Source organism: Nocardiopsis sp. iso_40, assembly GCF_056173285.1.
The window spans coordinates 1,080,351-1,095,104 of the sequence record NZ_CM149666.1 but is presented as its reverse complement, the minus strand read 5'-3'; the positions used below and the strand labels follow the sequence as shown (position 1 = coordinate 1,095,104).

The 14,754-nt window shown below is 72.6% G+C and carries 16 protein-coding genes and 2 tRNA genes; 11 read left to right on the top strand and 7 right to left on the bottom strand.

Annotated features, from left to right (window positions below):
- Window positions 1–93 precede the first annotated feature (93 nt).
- On the top strand, window positions 94–696 hold the full coding sequence (locus AC0VYD_RS04865; RefSeq protein WP_475478775.1) for a peptidylprolyl isomerase: 603 nt from the start codon (window positions 94–96) through the stop codon (window positions 694–696).
- Window positions 697–742: 46 nt separating this feature from the next.
- Here the strand turns inward: AC0VYD_RS04865 and AC0VYD_RS04860 are convergent, their stop codons facing one another.
- Window positions 743–1,342 (bottom strand): TetR/AcrR family transcriptional regulator, encoded by a 600-nt coding sequence (locus AC0VYD_RS04860; RefSeq protein WP_475478774.1) that lies wholly within the window; start codon window positions 1,340–1,342, stop codon window positions 743–745.
- A 135-nt stretch (window positions 1,343–1,477) separates the two neighbouring features.
- On the opposite strand from AC0VYD_RS04860, the gene AC0VYD_RS04855 reads away from it, so the two are divergent.
- Together AC0VYD_RS04855 and AC0VYD_RS04850 are read left to right on the top strand one after the other, a co-directional pair.
- Window positions 1,478–2,077: a flavodoxin family protein gene (locus AC0VYD_RS04855; protein ID WP_475478773.1), complete on the top strand. Its 600-nt coding sequence runs from the start codon at window positions 1,478–1,480 to the stop codon at window positions 2,075–2,077.
- A complete protein-coding gene (locus AC0VYD_RS04850; protein ID WP_475478772.1) occupies window positions 2,074–3,171 on the top strand; it encodes an NAD(P)H-dependent flavin oxidoreductase in 1,098 nt (365 codons plus the stop codon). The genes AC0VYD_RS04855 and AC0VYD_RS04850 overlap by 4 nt, the downstream gene beginning before the upstream one ends.
- 52 nt (window positions 3,172–3,223) lie before the next feature.
- Here AC0VYD_RS04850 and AC0VYD_RS04845 read toward each other — a convergent pair whose 3' ends face one another.
- Window positions 3,224–4,396, bottom strand: coding sequence for a cysteine desulfurase family protein (locus AC0VYD_RS04845; protein WP_475478771.1), 1,173 nt, complete (start codon window positions 4,394–4,396; stop codon window positions 3,224–3,226).
- Between the two features lie 119 nt (window positions 4,397–4,515).
- Between AC0VYD_RS04845 and aroA the strand changes: the two genes are divergently transcribed.
- Both aroA and rsgA read left to right on the top strand, forming a co-directional pair.
- A complete protein-coding gene (gene aroA / locus AC0VYD_RS04840; RefSeq protein WP_475478770.1) occupies window positions 4,516–5,856 on the top strand; it encodes a 3-phosphoshikimate 1-carboxyvinyltransferase in 1,341 nt (446 codons plus the stop codon).
- Window positions 5,853–6,884: a ribosome small subunit-dependent GTPase A gene (gene rsgA, locus AC0VYD_RS04835; RefSeq protein WP_475478769.1), complete on the top strand. Its 1,032-nt coding sequence runs from the start codon at window positions 5,853–5,855 to the stop codon at window positions 6,882–6,884. Before aroA ends, rsgA begins: the two co-directional genes overlap by 4 nt.
- 95 nt (window positions 6,885–6,979) lie before the next feature.
- Here rsgA and AC0VYD_RS04830 read toward each other — a convergent pair whose 3' ends face one another.
- The gene (locus AC0VYD_RS04830; RefSeq protein ID WP_475478768.1) at window positions 6,980–7,387 is read right to left on the bottom strand and encodes a winged helix-turn-helix transcriptional regulator; all 408 of its coding nucleotides are present in this window, start codon (window positions 7,385–7,387) and stop codon (window positions 6,980–6,982) included.
- Between the two features lie 108 nt (window positions 7,388–7,495).
- On the opposite strand from AC0VYD_RS04830, the gene AC0VYD_RS04825 reads away from it, so the two are divergent.
- Window positions 7,496–8,389, top strand: coding sequence for an NAD(P)-dependent oxidoreductase (locus AC0VYD_RS04825; RefSeq protein WP_475478767.1), 894 nt, complete (start codon window positions 7,496–7,498; stop codon window positions 8,387–8,389).
- Window positions 8,390–8,448: 59 nt separating this feature from the next.
- On the opposite strand, the gene AC0VYD_RS04820 is transcribed toward AC0VYD_RS04825, so the two are convergent.
- Together AC0VYD_RS04820 and AC0VYD_RS04815 are read right to left on the bottom strand one after the other, a co-directional pair.
- On the bottom strand, window positions 8,449–8,742 hold the full coding sequence (locus tag AC0VYD_RS04820; protein WP_473036490.1) for a DUF2087 domain-containing protein: 294 nt from the start codon (window positions 8,740–8,742) through the stop codon (window positions 8,449–8,451).
- A 10-nt stretch (window positions 8,743–8,752) separates the two neighbouring features.
- Window positions 8,753–9,340 carry a TetR family transcriptional regulator gene (locus AC0VYD_RS04815; RefSeq protein ID WP_473036491.1) on the bottom strand — a complete coding sequence of 196 codons (588 nt, stop codon included), beginning with the start codon at window positions 9,338–9,340 and terminating at the stop codon, window positions 8,753–8,755.
- A gap of 170 nt (window positions 9,341–9,510) precedes the next feature.
- Between AC0VYD_RS04815 and hisN the strand changes: the two genes are divergently transcribed.
- The 5 genes from hisN to AC0VYD_RS04790 all read left to right on the top strand — a co-directional run bounded on the left by hisN (window position 9,511) and on the right by AC0VYD_RS04790 (window position 14,177).
- A complete protein-coding gene (gene hisN / locus AC0VYD_RS04810; protein WP_191268397.1) occupies window positions 9,511–10,320 on the top strand; it encodes a histidinol-phosphatase in 810 nt (269 codons plus the stop codon).
- Window positions 10,321–10,413: 93 nt separating this feature from the next.
- Complete coding sequence (locus AC0VYD_RS04805; protein WP_475478766.1) at window positions 10,414–10,947, top strand: hypothetical protein; 534 nt, start codon at window positions 10,414–10,416, stop codon at window positions 10,945–10,947.
- Between the two features lie 229 nt (window positions 10,948–11,176).
- Window positions 11,177–12,412, top strand: a complete 1,236-nt coding sequence (locus tag AC0VYD_RS04800; protein WP_475478765.1) for an ABC transporter permease — start codon at window positions 11,177–11,179, stop codon at window positions 12,410–12,412.
- Window positions 12,413–12,422: 10 nt separating this feature from the next.
- Window positions 12,423–13,457, top strand: coding sequence for a permuted SH3 domain-containing protein (locus AC0VYD_RS04795; RefSeq protein WP_475478764.1), 1,035 nt, complete (start codon window positions 12,423–12,425; stop codon window positions 13,455–13,457).
- Entirely contained in the window at window positions 13,458–14,177 is a 720-nt protein-coding gene (locus tag AC0VYD_RS04790; RefSeq protein ID WP_475478763.1) for an ABC transporter ATP-binding protein, read from the top strand.
- A 108-nt stretch (window positions 14,178–14,285) separates the two neighbouring features.
- Here AC0VYD_RS04790 and AC0VYD_RS04785 read toward each other — a convergent pair.
- Together AC0VYD_RS04785 and AC0VYD_RS04780 are read right to left on the bottom strand one after the other, a co-directional pair.
- Window positions 14,286–14,362: transfer RNA gene (locus tag AC0VYD_RS04785), tRNA-Met, on the bottom strand.
- A gap of 260 nt (window positions 14,363–14,622) precedes the next feature.
- Window positions 14,623–14,699: transfer RNA gene (locus AC0VYD_RS04780), tRNA-Met, on the bottom strand.
- Between the last annotated feature and the right edge of the window lie 55 nt (window positions 14,700–14,754).

Here is a 14,754-nt window from a genome sequence, read left to right as displayed (position 1 = left end):
AGTTTCGGTCAGGCACCGCCCCGGGATTTGGTGTGCACTTGTGCGCAGTACTCTGTGTGCCGCCCGCTGCGCACCTGATCTCGGAAGTGAACCATGAACCGTTTGACCCTGCCGGTATCGATCCTCGCCTGCACCGCCCTGTTCGCCACCTCGGCGTGCCAGGAGGAGGAGAAGCCCACCTCGGACGCGGGAGGCGCCACGCTCCACACCAGTGCGGGCGACATCAGGGTGGAACTGCTGGCCTCCGAGTCACCACTGACCGTCACCAACTTCGTCGATCTCGCCGAGGGCAACGGCCCGGCCAACCCGGAGACGGGCCGGGACGAGTTCTACGACGGCACGGTCTTCCACCGCGTGATCGAGGACTTCATGATCCAGGGCGGCGACCCGCAGGGCACCGGCCGCGGCGGCCCCGGCTACCAGTTCGAGGACGAGTTCGACTCGGACCTGACCTTCGACGAGCCGGGCGTACTGGCGATGGCCAACTCGGGTCCGGACACCAACGGGTCCCAGTTCTTCATCACGGTGGAGCCGACCCCGTCGCTGGAAGGCAAGCACACCATCTTCGGCAGGGTGGCCGACGAGGAGTCGATGGCGGTCGTGGAGGCGATCTCGATGGTCGAGACGGACGCCAACGACCGTCCCCTCAGCGACGTCGTCCTGGAGTCGGTGACCATCAACCACGCGGACGGTTAACGGCCATTCCCACGGGGTTCCCGGGCCGACGGCCGCGGCCCGGGGATCAGGCCACGCCCAGCAGCCGTGCGGCGCCGGGCCAGACCTCGTCCAACAGTGCGGGATCGTTGCGCACCCGGGCGAGCAGCACCATGCCCTCGATCTGCGCGACCGTCGACCTGGCCAGGGCGTCGGCTCCGGCCGTCGATCCGACCAGTCCCGCCTGCTGCGCCTCGCCGATCAGGCGGGCGACCATGCCGACCTGCTCGTCGAACACCTCGGACAGCCGCTGGCGCACCTGCGGTTCCTGTCCGCTCAGCTCCAGGGCGAGGTTGCCGTAGAGGCACCCGTGGATCACCCCCGACTCGCTGTGGTCGGTGCGCTGGGTACCGAGCAGGCACTCGACCAGGGCGCGGAGCCTGCCCAGGGGCCCTCCGGCGGCCTCGGCCAGGGCTGCCTCCAGCGCGCGGCGCTCCTGGGCCCACTGCTCGTCGACCGCCTCCGCGGTCAGCGCCTGCTTGGAGTCGAAGAAGTGGTAGAAACTGCCCTTCTTCACCCCGGCGTCGGCGCAGATGTCCGCGATCCCGAGGGCCGTGTAGCCCCGCGCGCGCATGAGTCTGCGCGAGGAGTCCAGGATGCGTTCCCTCGCGTCGCTCGTCCGTCCCATGGACCAAGAGTATACGTCCGGTCAACTATCAGTGTTGAGTCACAGGATCCCGGCATTGCCAAATAGTTGACCGGTCGTCTATGTTTGTCCCAACGCGGGCCGACGGGCCCACCCCACGGAGGAAGAGAGTCCCCCATGCACGACGTCCGAGTCGCCGTCGCCTTCCACAGCGGCTACGGCCACACCGCCCGGCAGGCCGAGGCGGTCGCCCGAGGGGCCGCGAGCACGAGCGGCGCCCGGTCCTCACTGCACGACGTCACCGCCCCCGACGACGTCCTGTGGGCCGCACTCGACAGCGCCGACGCGATCGTGTTCGGCACCCCCACCTACATGGGCGGCAGCTCCGCCGTCTTCCAGGGCTTCGCCGAGGCCACCGCCCCCGTCTGGCAGGAACGGCGTTGGCAGGGCAAACTCGCGGCCGGGTTCACCAACTCCGCCGGAACCAACGGCAACAAGGACACCGCCCTCAGCGCACTCGCGGTGTTCGCCGCACAGCACGGAATGATCTGGGTACCGCTCGGCCTGGCCCCGGGCGGCGAGTACTCCAGCCGGGGCAGCCGCGCGGACCTCAACCGCCTCGCGGGCTTCACCGGCGCCATGGCCCAGTCCCCGGCCGACCTGGGCCCCGACCAGGCCCCCGGGGACGGCGACCTGCGCACGGCCGAGCACCTGGGCGCCCAGGTCGCACGGGCCGCGGTGCGTTTCGAGCACGGGCGCGCGGCGGTGGCCGCGTGAACCCCGGCCAGCTAACCGGCGCCGCCCTCACCTCGGTTCTGGGCATCCGCCACCCCGTGGTCCAGGGGCCGTTCGGCGGCGGACTGTCCACGGTCGACCTGACCGCGGCGGTCTCCGAGGCGGGCGGTCTGGGATCCTACGGCGTGCACGCCATGGCCCCCGAACGGATCGGCCCCCTGGTGGAGCGGATCCGCGCGGCCGTCTCGGCACCGTTCGCCGTCAACCTGTGGATACCGCGCGCCGAGGAGGAGCGGCCCGTACCGGACACGGAGGCACTGGCGGCGCACACCGACCGGCTCACCGCCTACTACGCCGAGTTCGGGCTCGCCCCGCCCGAGCTGGACACCGTCAACACCCGGGTGGACTTCGAGGCCCAGCTGGACGCGGTCCTGGCGGCCCGGCCCCCGGTGATCAGCGTCGTGATGGGCCCGCCTCCCCAGCGGTTGGTCGAGGGGGCCCGGCGGATCGGAGCGCCGCTCATCGGCACGGCCACCACGGTCGCCGAGGCCCGGGCGCTCCAGGAGGCCGGATGCGACGTGGTCGTGGCCTCCGGTGGCGACGCGGGCGGACACCGCGGCTCGTTCCTGGCGCCCGTGCGCGAGTCGCTCGTCGGAACGTTCTCCCTGGTCCCCCAGGTGAGTGACGCCGTGACCGTCCCGGTCGTCGCAGCGGGCGGAATCGCCGACGGGCGCGGCGTCGCCGCCGCCCTGACCCTGGGCGCTGACGGCGTCCAGGTGGGGACCGGCTTCCTCCGGACCCGGGAGTCGGGTGCGAGCCCGGCCCACCGGAGGGCGCTCGGCTCCGAAGAGGCGCGGACCACCGTACTCACCCGGCTCTTCTCCGGGCGCCCGGCCAGGGGGATCGCCAACGACCTGGTGCGGGGGATGGCCGACGCCGAGGACCGGGTCCCGCCCTACCCGGCACAGAACAACCTCATGCTGCCGATCCGGGCCAGGGCCGCGGAGCTCGAACGGCCCGACCGGCTCAACCTGTGGTCCGGACAGGCCGCCCTGCTGGCCCCCGGCGGCACCGCCGGGGACTACCTGGCCGCGCTGGTGGCCGATGCCGGCAAGGTGCTCGGCCTCCAGTTGTAGGCGCCACGGCCGGGGCCGCCCAGGTCCGGCCCCGGGGGCCGTTCCCGAGAGGTCAGCGCCGCCGCTTGGCCATGGCCGCACGGGCTCGCTCGACCGCCGGGCCGATCTCGCCGACCAGCCGGTCCACGTCCTCGGCGGTCGAGGTCCGGCCCAGCGACAGGCGCAGGCTGCTCAGGGCCGCCTCGGGCCCGGCACCGGCGGCCAGCAGCACGTGGCTGGGCTGGGCCACCCCCGCCGAACAGGCCGAACCGGTGGAGCAGGAAATCCCCCTGGCGTCCAGCAGCATCAGCAGGGCGTCGCCCTCACAGCCCGGGAACGACAGGTGGGCGATCCCCGGCAGGCGCAGCTCCGGGTCGCCGTTGACCACCACGTCGGGGACGACCCCGCGGACCCGGGACTCCAGTTCGTCCCGGAGCGCGGACAGGTGCTTGGCGTGCTCCTCGCGTCCCTCGACGGCCAGGTGGACGGCGGTCGCCAGCCCCCGCGCGAGCGGGGCCGACAGGGTCCCGGAGCGGATGTCGCGCTCCTGTCCGCCGCCGTGCAGGACCGGCACCGGGGCGACGCCCCGCGCCACCACGAGCGCCCCGCTGCCCACCGGACCGCCGAGTTTGTGGCCGCTCAGCGTCAGGGCGCTCACCCCGCTGGACGCGAACCCGACCTCCTGCGCCCCCACAGCCTGGACCGCGTCCGTGTGGAAGGGGACGCCGTACTCGGCGGCGACCGCGGCCAGCTCGCGCACCGGCTGCACCGTGCCGATCTCGTTGTTGGCCCACATCACCGACACCAGGGCGACCGAGGCGGGGTCGCGTTCGATCGCCGCGCGCAGGGCCCGGGGGTCGACCCGGCCCAGGGCGTCCACGGGCAGCTCCTCGCAGGAGGCGCCCTGGTGGTCGGCCATCCAGCGGGCGGGGTCGAGCACGGCGTGGTGCTCCACGGCGCTGACCAGGATCCGCACCCGCGCCGGGTCCTCGGCGTTGCGGGCCCAGTACAGGCCCTTGAGCGCGATGTTGTTCGACTCGGTCCCCCCCGCGGTGAAGACCACCTCGTGCGGGGTCGCCCCCACCGCCTCGGCGACGCGTTCGCGCGCCTCCTCGACGGTTCGCCGGGCGGCCCGTCCGTGGCCGTGCAGGGACGAGGGGTTGCCGAGGGCACCGAGCTCCGCCGCCACATCGGCGATCACCTCGGGGCGGACCTCGGTCGTGGCTGCGTGATCCAGATACACCATGGCGCATGCCAGGATACGTCCGACCAACCTCCCTTCCGGCCCCGGGGACCCGCGGCCCGGTTGTCCACAGGCCGGAATCGACCACCGTGCGACCGCGCCCGGCCCGATAACCTTGGGGCATGCCTGACTCCGCGTCCACGCAGCCCGACCAGACCGCAGCCGCCCCCGCCGGGGAGCACTGGCCCGCGCCCACCGCCCGCCAGCCGGTGCGCGCCCGGATCTCCCTTCCCGGTTCCAAGTCCGTCACCAACCGGGCCCTGATCCTCGCGGCGCTCTCCGAAACGCCGTGCACGGTGCGCGGCCCCCTGGTCAGCCGGGACAGCGAGCTCATGGTGGGCGCCCTGCGCGCGCTCGGAACCCGGATCGAGGAGCTGCCCGCACCGTCCCCGGGCGCCGTCCCCGACCTGTCCGTCACCCCGGCGCCCCCGCGCGGACCGGCCGCCGTGGACGTCGGCAACGCCGGCACCGTCATGCGCTTCGTGCCGCCGCTGGCCGCCCTGGCCGACGGTGACGTGCACTTCGACGGCGACCCCCGGGCCCGTGAGCGGCCCGTGGACGAGCTCCTCCGCGCGCTGCGCGCCCTGGGCGCCGACATCGACGACGGGGGGCGCGGCGCCCTGCCGCTCACCATCCACGGGACCGGTGCCGTGCGCGGCGGCGAGGTCACCCTGGACGCCTCGGGGTCCTCCCAGTTCGTCTCGGCCCTGCTGCTCAGCGGCGCCCGCTTCACCGAAGGGGTGCACGTGCGCCACGAGGGGCCGCCGGTCCCCTCCCAGCCGCACCTGGACATGACCGTCGAGATGCTGCGTGCGGTCGGCGTCGACGTCACCACCGCCGAGAACTCGTGGAAGGTCGGTCCGGGGCCGGTCCGGGCCACCGAGATCACCGTCGAACCGGACCTGTCCAACGCCGCCCCCTTCCTCGCCGCCGCGCTGGTCAGCAAGGGCGAGGTGACCGTCCAGGGGTGGCCGACGCACACCACCCAGCCCGGTGACGCCCTGCGCGGGCTGTTCACCCGGATGGGCGGCGAGGTCTCCCGCTCCGGCGCCGACGGCACGGACCTGACCCTGCGCGGCACCGGCGGGATCCACGGCATCACCGCGGACCTGCGCGACGTCGGCGAGCTCACCCCGACCATCGCCGCCGTGGCCGCCCTGGCCGACTCCCCCTCCCGGCTGACCGGCATCGCCCACCTGCGCCGCCACGAGACCGACCGCATCGCCGCCCTGGCCGCCGAGATCAACCGGCTGGGCGGAGACGCCGAGGAGCTGCCCGACGGTCTGGTCATCCGCCCCAGGTCGCTGCACGGCGGGGTGTTCCACTCCTACGACGACCACCGGATGGCAACGTCCGGCGCGGTCATCGGGCTCGCGGTGCCCGGAGTGGAGGTGGAGAACATCGCCACGACGCGCAAGACCCTGCCCGACTTCCCGGGCCTGTGGTCGGAGGTCCTGGCATGAGCCGCACGCGGGGCGGGGGACGCCACCTGGACGAGGACGACATCCGCGTACGCGCCCGGGGCGGTTCCAAACCGCGCACCCGTAAGCGGCCCAAGCACGAGGACGCCGTGGAGGGCCTGGTCACCGCCGTCGACCGGGGCCGGTACCGCTGCCTGGTCGACGGCGTCCCCGTGGTCGCCATGAAGGCCCGCGAGCTCGGCCGGGGCTCCATCGTGGTCGGCGACCGGGTGGACGTGGTCGGCGACCTGTCCGGCCGGCCCGACACCCTGGCGCGGGTGGTCCGGGTCCGTGAGCGCGACTCGGTGCTCAGACGAACCGCCGACGACACCGACCCCGTGGAGCGGGTGATCGTCGCCAACGCCGACCAGCTCGCCATCGTCTGCGCCCTCGCCGACCCCGCACCCCAGCCGCGCTTCGTGGACCGGTGCCTGGTGGCCGCCTACGACGCCGGGCTGGAGCCGCTGCTCTGCCTCACCAAGGCGGACCTGGCCTCCCCCGACGAGATGCTGGGCGCCTACAGGCCGTTGGGGCTCCCGTACGAGGTGCTCAGCCCGGAGGGCCGCCTCGACGGGCTGCGCGCCCGCCTGGCCGACAGGACCACGGTGTTCGTGGGCTCCTCCGGCGTGGGCAAGTCGACCCTGGTCAACCGGCTGGTCCCGGGGACCGACCGGGCCGTGGGCCACGTCAACGCGGTCACCGGCCGCGGCCGCCACACCTCCACCTCGGCGCTCGCCCTGCGGTTCGGGGGCGGTTGGCTGATCGACACCCCGGGTGTGCGCAGCTTCGGTCTGGCGCACGTCTCACCCGAGGAGATCGTCGCCGGTTTCCACGACCTCGCGGAGATCGCCGAGGACTGCCCGCCCGACTGCACCCACCAGCCCGAGGCCCCGGAGTGCGCGATCGGGGCGGCCCTGGACCGGGGGGAGGCCGACCCCGAACGGGTGGCCTCGCTCAGGCGCCTGCTCAGCAGCCGTGAGGGCGACGAGGAGTCCGAGGCCGCGGAGCCCCCGCCCGGCCCGCACGCCTGAACGCTCCGGCCCTCCCGCGCCCTCCGCGGCTGCCCCAGGCCGCGCGGGGCCTCCGGGCATGCTCCGCGCGGCCGTCGCATCCCGCGGAACCCGTGCTACTCCCCGACCCGGTAAACCCCGTGGCTCCGCCCGGCTTCCGCGGGCTCAGGGCCTCGGCCGACCCCGTCGACCGGTGCCTGCGCCAGCACGTGTTCGCGGCCCCAGAGCCCCAGCGGTTCCAGGGCCCGGTTCAGGCTCCGCCCCAGGTCCGTCAGCGAGTACTCCACGCGCGGCGGAACCTCGACGAAGGCCTCCCGGTGCACGATCCCGTCGCCCTCCAGTTCACGCAGGTGCGAGGCGAGGACCTTCTCCGTGACGCCTGACAACTCCCTGCGCAGCTCGCCGAACCTGCGCGGGTGCTCGTCGAGGGCCCACAGGATGAGCACCTTCCACTTACCGCCCACCACGTCCATCGCCGCGTCGATACCGCAGTGGTACGCGTTCTCCGCCCGCCTGGTGACCAACGTGACCGCTCCGTTCCGTCTCGCCCAACTGGATGCTTACCCACAGGTGCGCGCCCACTTCGAAGTGCGTACTTGTCCGCTCTCCGGGCCCGGCCCGAACCTGAACGCATGACACACGACACCGCACAGTCAACCAAGCCCCGCGTGGTCCTGCTCGGCCTCGGCGCGATGGGTACCGCGCTCGGCAGGGCCTGGCTCGCCGCCGGGTACCCGGTAACCGTCTGGAACCGAACCGCCGCCCGTGCCGAACCGCTCCGCGCGCTCGGCGCCGACGTGGCCGGCACCGCCGCCGAGGCCGTGGCCGCCGGACCTCTGGTGGTGACCTGCCTGTTGGATGACGCCTCGGTCGAGGAGGCCCTGGCCGGAACCGACCTCCACGGCAGGGACCTGGTCGACATGACCACCGGAACCCCGGGCCAGGCGGACGCCCGCGCCGCGTGGGCCCAGGACCGGGGCGCCCGCTTCCTCAGCGGCGGAGTGATGGCGGTCCCGCCCATGGTCGGCGTTCCCGAAGCCGGAGGCTACGTGTTCTACGGCGGCTCGCGGGCGGTCTTCGACCGGCACCGGCCCGCTCTCGCGGCGCCCCTGGGCGTCCGCTTCGCTGGGGCCCGGCCGGGAGCGGCCGCCCTGTACGACATCGCCCTGCTCAGCGCGATGAACGGCATGCTGGCCGGGATCACCCACGCCTTCGCCCTGGTCCGCGGTGAGGAGATGCCGCTGAAGGGGTTCGCCGAGCTCCTCACCTCGTGGCTCACCGCGATGGCGTCCGCAGCGGACACGATGGCCGAGCAGATCGACAGCGGCGACTACACCAGGGACGTGGTCTCCAACCTGGCCATGCAGGTCTCCGGTAACCGCACCCTGGCCGCGGCGGCCCGGGAGCGGGGAGTGGACTTCCGGCTCCTGGCGCCCTACTCCGAACTACTGGCGGAGCGCCTGGCACAGGGCTTCGCACACGAGGACGGCACCGGGGCCCTGGAACTGCTCGTCGAGCGTTCCTAGAGTCCACCGTCCCGGGACCGCCGAGGGGTGTCCGGCGTGCGGCGCACGCCGGACACCCCCTACAGGTCGACGGTGCCGCCGCACCGCCAGTAGCGGGTCCGGTCGTGCTCCATGAAGCCCTCGTCGGTGAGACTGCGGCGCAGGACCACCAGGTCGGCGGTGAACCGGCGCAGGACCGCGTTGACCTCCTCCTCGGTGTACCGGACGCCCGGCTCGAAGGCACGGGCGACCTGGTCGAGCAGGACGAGGCGGTCCGTGCGGCGGACCGGCAGGGACGTGATCCGTCCCCGGGGCATGTGGGTCCGCAGCACCTCGCGGCGCTCGGGTTCGCTCGGTCCCGGCCCTTCCAGCACCACGGTCTCCTCAGCGGTCCACGGGCAGCATGCCGTGCACGACCATCTCCACCCTGTGGGCGGCCCGGTCCGGGTCGACGGGCTGGAGGGAGTACGACACGATCAGCCTCAGGGTCACGTCCGCGACCGCCTCGGTGACGGCGGGGTCCGCCTCCGGGCAGTGCTCCCGCAGCGTCCACACGATGCGCTCCCCCAGGGCGTCCAGGAGCGGCGCGGACCTGGTGGTGAGGACGGGCAGGAGCTCGTCGTCACCGGTGACCACCGCGCGCAGCAGCGGGTTGTCCCGGGCCGCGAGCAGGACCATCCTGGTCGTGCGGCTCACCGCGTGCGCGGGGTCGCGCCCGTCGGACTCCAGGACCCCCACCACGGTGTCGAGCAGCGCGTTGACCTCACGCACCACCACCGCTTGGAGCAACCCCTCCTTGCTGCCGAAGACGTTGTAGAGGGTCTGCCTGGACACCTGGGCGGCCGCGGCGATGTCGGCCATCCGCCGCTCCCCCCACTCCCCCGCCAGCACCTCGGCGTAGGCGGCGTCCATCAGGCGTTCACGCGCCCCGGTGCCCTCCCGGGGCCGCCTGTCTCCGCTCACGCTTGCCATTCCCCCATCCTCGCATCCGGCCTCGCCTCCCGTCGTGCTCCGGCCCCGGACCCGCTCCCGCACCGGCGCACCCCTGGCTCCCCCGGCGCCCCGTGCTCCCCCTAACACTCTGATCACGCGGGGGTGCTGCCTTGGGCGTGTTCGTGCCGGGGAGGGTAGCGTTGTCGGCCATGGCGTCCTTTGACGATGATCTGCGGCTGGCCCACGTGCTCGCCGACGCTGCCGACGACATCGCGGTGAAGCGCTTCCGCGCGCTTGACCTGGTTGTCGACACCAAACCGGACCTCACTCCGGTGACCGAAGCCGACCGCATGGTCGAGGAGACCCTGCGCAGCGTGCTCTCCCGCGCCCGCCCCCGCGACGCGGTGGTCGGCGAGGAGTACGGCAGGACCGGCAACAGCAACCGGGTGTGGGTCATCGACCCCATCGACGGCACGAAGAACTACGTGCGCGGCGTCCCGGTGTGGGCGACGCTCATCGCCCTGCTGGAGGGCGACCGCCCCGTGGTGGGCGTGGTGTCGGCTCCGGCGCTGCACCGGCGCTGGTGGGCGTCCAAGGGCGGCGGGACCTGGACGGGCAGGAGCCTGTCCAAGGCCTCGCGCTGCCACGTCTCCAAGGTGACGGAGCTGTCGGACGCCTCACTGAGCTTCTCGTCACTGACCGGCTGGGAGGAGCAGGGGCGGCTGGAGTCGTTCCTGGGACTGACCCGCTCGGTGTGGCGGACCCGGGCCTACGGCGATTTCTGGTCGCACGTGATGGTGGCGGAGGGGACCGTGGACATCTCGGCCGAACCCGAGCTCTCGCTCTGGGACGCGGCCCCGCTGCCGATCATCCTGGAGGAGGCGGGCGGCCGCGCCACCAACCTGCGCGGTGACGGTTTCGAGGACGGCGGGCCGCTGGTGTGCACCAACGGGGCCATCCACGACCAGGTACTGACCTGGCTCAACGGCGGACCCACCCCGCTGCGCCGCCCCGAGTGAGTGCTCTGAGGGGGTGCTCCCGGCGCGGTCTCCCGGGCTGACCCGCCCCCGTAAACCACAAAGAGCACCCACTTCAGCACGCAGGGTAGTAATGTGCGCTGTGTGCTGACCACCCGAACCCACCTGCGGCGCACGGTCGCGCTCTGCGGGGCGGTCCTGCTCCTGGCCACCGCCTGCGGCGAGGGCCACGGCCACAGCCCCCGGCAGCTCAGCGAGATGATCGCCGAGACCGTGCGCGAGAGCGCCGCCCCCGGTCCGCTCGGGCTCGGCACGCCCGACACCCTGTTCGACCCGGCCCGCTACGCCTGCACCCCGGCCGTGGACCCCGAACTCCCCGGCGGCTGGCGCAGCGAGGCACCGCGCACCGTGGTCGGGGGCGGCGAACCGGTCGGACTCGGCCTCACCGACTCCGAGGCGGAGCACTCCGGCCCCGTCCTCGCCTCCGTGACCGGACCCGACGGGGAGGCCGCCGCAGCCGAGGCCGACCTGGCCGGGGACGCGTGGGCGCGTCTGGACTACCCCGAGGACTTCGGCGCCGGGGAGACCGTGCCCGGCGTGTACACGGTGGTGTGGTCCGACAGTCGAAGCGGTGCACCCCTCACCTGCGACGGCTTCGAGGTCGAGTAGGTCCGCGGCGCCGGGGCCGCGGCCCGGAGCGGACCGCCTCCCCCGCCGCCGCGCCCGGGTCCCCGGCCGTGACGACGCGTGTCCGGGTTCGGCCACGAGAAAACCCGGTTCCCAGTGAACCGAAACCCCCCACACCCGCGATGGTTCTGTTGACACCCCGCCCGACGCGGGGCGCCCCGGCGCCGCCCGACGCCGCGCCGGGCCCTACAGACAGACGGGAAAGGGCTTCATGCTGCGTTCCCTCACCGCCGGGGTCGTACTGGCATTCGCCGGTTCCCGGGCCAACGTGGCCAGGACCATCCTGTCCTGCGCGGGCATCGTCGTCGGTGTCGGTGCCCTGATCATGGTGGTCACCGCCGGCGAGCTCGGACAGCGCTACGCCACCGCCTACAGCGAGGCCAACGCCGGACGCGCGGCGACCATGGAAGTCAGTGTCTTCGAGCAGGTCACCGACCTCGACGCGTTCGAGGAGGACCTCGGCCGGGCTGGTGCCCTGGAGATCTCCGTCCACAACCGGATGGAGGACTCGCCCCCGCTTCGCAAGGGCGACCAGGTCATCCGGGACATCAGCATCGTCGGTGTGGACGTCGCGCTCGGGGACATCCGCCGGATCAACATGGCCGAGGGCCGGTGGTTCACCGAGGCTGACCTCGAGTCACACGCGCCCGTGATGGTGGTCAACGAGGCCCTGGCCGCCGAGCTCGGCGACTACACCGACGTCCAGATCGGCACAGACCGCTGGTCCGACGTCCGGATCGTCGGTGTCTCACAGAGCTCCGTGTTCGAGGGCGGCTGGCACAGCGCCTACCTGCTGCGCGCGCCCTCCTCCGGGGAGATCGTCTTCGGCCCCTCCTGGAACCCCGGGGACAACTCCGCCGCACAGGTCAGCTACCTCGCCCGGATCGACCCCTCCGACACCGCAGCCGAGGAAGCGGACTTCGGCGAGGAGTTCACCGACCGCCTCGTCTCAGCCAGCTGGCGGTGGGGGGTCGACAGCCGGGAGAGCCTCATGGCCTACCGCACCGACTACTCGGAGATGACCAACGAGATCATCGGCTACCTGTCCCTGGGACTGATCGGCATCGCGGTGATCACCCTCACCACGGGTCTGCTCGGCGTCCTCAACGTCGGCCTGGTCACCGTGCGGGAACGGCGCCGCGAGCTCGCCACCTACCGGGCGCTCGGAGCAAGCAGGTTCACCCTGTTCGTGGCCGTGGTCATGGAGGCGGTGGTGGTCGCGTTCGTCGCCGGGCTGATCGCCCTGGCCCTGTCCTGGGCCCTGGTCGCCGCGGGCGGGGCCCTCATCGGCCGCTTCGTGTGGCTGCCGCCCGACATCAGCATGGCGGTTCCGCCCTCGGCCGCGCTGGTCGGCCTGGGCAGCGCGGCCTTCGTCGGCCTCTTGGCCGGGATCATCCCCGCGATCAGGGCGCTGCGCGCGTCCGTCGTCGCCGGGCTGCGGGAATAGGAGACAACACGTGAAGAAGTGGATCATCATCGGCGCGGCCCTCATTCTGGTTCTGGGCCTGTTCGGTTCGGGCTACCTCCTGCTGTCCCGCACGGGAGGCGCCGACCCGGCGGCGGAGGAGCTCCTCCAGCAGTCCGCGGCGGACGCGGACGGCGGGCCGGTGGAGGTGGAACTGGGCACGGTCAGTTCCCTGCTCGTGCTCGACGCGACCGTCCGACCGGAGCCGGGCAAGTCGCTCAAGACACGCCAGGGCGGCACCGTCACGCACCTGTGGCTGGACAACGGCGCCGCGGTGGAAAACGGTGCCCCGATCCTCAACGTGTCGGTGCCCGCGGAGGGCGCCGCGGGTGCGGCCGGGGCGGACGAGGACGATGGGCCCGCGACCACCGAGGTCACCCTGTACGCGCCCGCCTCCGGGACGATCAGGGGCATGGACGACGTCCAGGTCGGCGACGTCCTGGAACCGGGTGCGGCGGTGGCCACCGTCGCACCGGACGAGTTCCGCGCCGTGGCCACGGTCCCCGCCAACGACCTGTACCGGCTCTACGAGGACCCGAGCGACATCATGCTCAAGATCGACAAGGGGCCGCCGTCCGCCGAGTGCGAGTTCATCTCCCTGGGCTCGGCGGAGGAGGGTTCGGCTCCCGCCCCCGAACCGGAGGAGTTCGACCCGTTCGCCGGTGAGTCCGAAGGCGGCGGCCCCGGGGCCGAGCTGTCCTGCCGGGTCCCCTCGGACCTGCAGGTGTTCGACGGGGTCCGGGGGAAGCTGTCGGTGAGCACGGGCGAGGCCGAGGACGTCGTGGTCGTCCCGGTGACCGCCGTGCGCGGCACCGCCGAGGAGGGCGAGGTGACCGTGATCGGCGACGACGGCACCGAGGAGGCCCGCGAGGTCTCCCTGGGGCTGTCCGACGGGCAGCTCGTCGAGGTCACCGAGGGGCTGAGCGTCGGCGAGACGGTCATGGACCCGGTCCCGCTGGACCCGCGTTTCGACGTCCCCGGCGAGGCCGACGAGGAGATGGACGACATGTACGGGACGGACGGCTAGATGACGGTCGACACTCCCCGTCCGGTGGCCGCGACCGGACGGCGGACCACTCCCCCGCTACTCCGCGTGGAGGGCCTGACCAGGCACTTCATGGTTTCCGGCACTCGGATCGACGTGTTGCACGACTGCACCTTCGATGTCAGCCGCGGCGAGGTCGTGGCCATCGTGGGCCAGTCGGGATCGGGCAAGTCCACCCTGCTGAACGTGTTGGGCCTGCTGGACGAACCCAGCAGCGGTGCCTACACCTTCGACGGGGTCGACACCACGTCTCTGCGGGAGGGCCGCAGGTCGCGGCTGCGCGGGGACGGGATCGGCTTCGTGTTCCAGCAGTTCCACCTGTTGGAGCGACGCTCCGCCCTGGCCAACGTGGGTGTTCCGATGGTGCTGGGCGGGGTCCCCCTGTTGCGCCGCCGAACGCGTGCCAGGGAGTTGTTGGAGGCGGTGGGTCTGGGGCACCGGCTACACTCCCAGCCGCACCAGCTGTCCGGCGGTGAGCAGCAGCGTGTGGCCCTGGCGCGCGCCCTGAGCCGGGAACCCGCCCTGGTGCTGGCCGACGAGCCCACGGGCGCCCTGGACGCCGCCAGCAGCACCATGATCATGGACCAGCTGATCGACCAGTCCCGGGTGCGCGACGCCGCCGTGGTCGTGGTGACCCACGACCCGAAGGTGGCCGAGCGGGCCGACCGGGTCGTGGAGCTGGTGGAGGGCCGCACCCGCTGAGCCGTGCCCGGCAACGTCCTCCGGGGCGGTGCCGGGCACAATCCCGTCGGATACGGGGTCCGCGCACACGAAAAAGCGCCGGGTGGATTTCTCCACCCGGCGCTTTCTTGGTAGCGGGGACAGGATTTGAACCTGCGACCTCTGGGTTATGAGCCCAGCGAGCTACCGAACTGCTCCACCCCGCGTCGTTGTGATCTCTACTTTAGGGCCTTTGACCCTGGGTGGCAAATCGGCTTGTTTTGCTTTAAACCGATCGGAGATCCACCTGTTTGTCCTGGTCGGCTGGCCGACCTGGCCTTTGGCTACTCTACCAGGCTTTCCTCGTGGTCAGCACCGGCATTTTCGCCGCGCACGCGCACCGTCGCCGATACACGCTCCCGATTCCCCGCCGAGGCGGAAAAACCGGGAAAAGCACCGGACCCGGGATTTCTCCCGGGTCCGATCTTGGTAGCGGGGACAGGATTTGAACCTGCGACCTCTGGGTTATGAGCCCAGCGAGCTACCGAACTGCTCCACCCCGCGTCGTTGTGTTCTCAGATTAGCGCGCCCCGCCTGGAAAGCCAAATCAGGCGACGGA

What these genes read in the sequence shown, in the direction of transcription:
- AC0VYD_RS04825 (WP_475478767.1), top strand. Translation starts at nt 7,496, where the DNA reads ATGACACACGACACCGCACAGTCAACCAAGCCCCGCGTGGTCCTGCTC.
- AC0VYD_RS04790 (WP_475478763.1), top strand. Translation starts at nt 13,458, where the DNA reads ATGACGGTCGACACTCCCCGTCCGGTGGCCGCGACCGGACGGCGGACC.
- hisN (WP_191268397.1), top strand. Translation starts at nt 9,511, where the DNA reads ATGGCGTCCTTTGACGATGATCTGCGGCTGGCCCACGTGCTCGCCGAC.
- AC0VYD_RS04815 (WP_473036491.1), bottom strand. Translation starts at nt 9,340, where the DNA reads ATGGCAAGCGTGAGCGGAGACAGGCGGCCCCGGGAGGGCACCGGGGCG.
- AC0VYD_RS04800 (WP_475478765.1), top strand. Translation starts at nt 11,177, where the DNA reads ATGCTGCGTTCCCTCACCGCCGGGGTCGTACTGGCATTCGCCGGTTCC.
- AC0VYD_RS04855 (WP_475478773.1), top strand. Translation starts at nt 1,478, where the DNA reads ATGCACGACGTCCGAGTCGCCGTCGCCTTCCACAGCGGCTACGGCCAC.
- AC0VYD_RS04860 (WP_475478774.1), bottom strand. Translation starts at nt 1,342, where the DNA reads ATGGGACGGACGAGCGACGCGAGGGAACGCATCCTGGACTCCTCGCGC.
- rsgA (WP_475478769.1), top strand. Translation starts at nt 5,853, where the DNA reads ATGAGCCGCACGCGGGGCGGGGGACGCCACCTGGACGAGGACGACATC.
- aroA (WP_475478770.1), top strand. Translation starts at nt 4,516, where the DNA reads ATGCCTGACTCCGCGTCCACGCAGCCCGACCAGACCGCAGCCGCCCCC.
- AC0VYD_RS04845 (WP_475478771.1), bottom strand. Translation starts at nt 4,396, where the DNA reads ATGGTGTATCTGGATCACGCAGCCACGACCGAGGTCCGCCCCGAGGTG.
- AC0VYD_RS04865 (WP_475478775.1), top strand. Translation starts at nt 94, where the DNA reads ATGAACCGTTTGACCCTGCCGGTATCGATCCTCGCCTGCACCGCCCTG.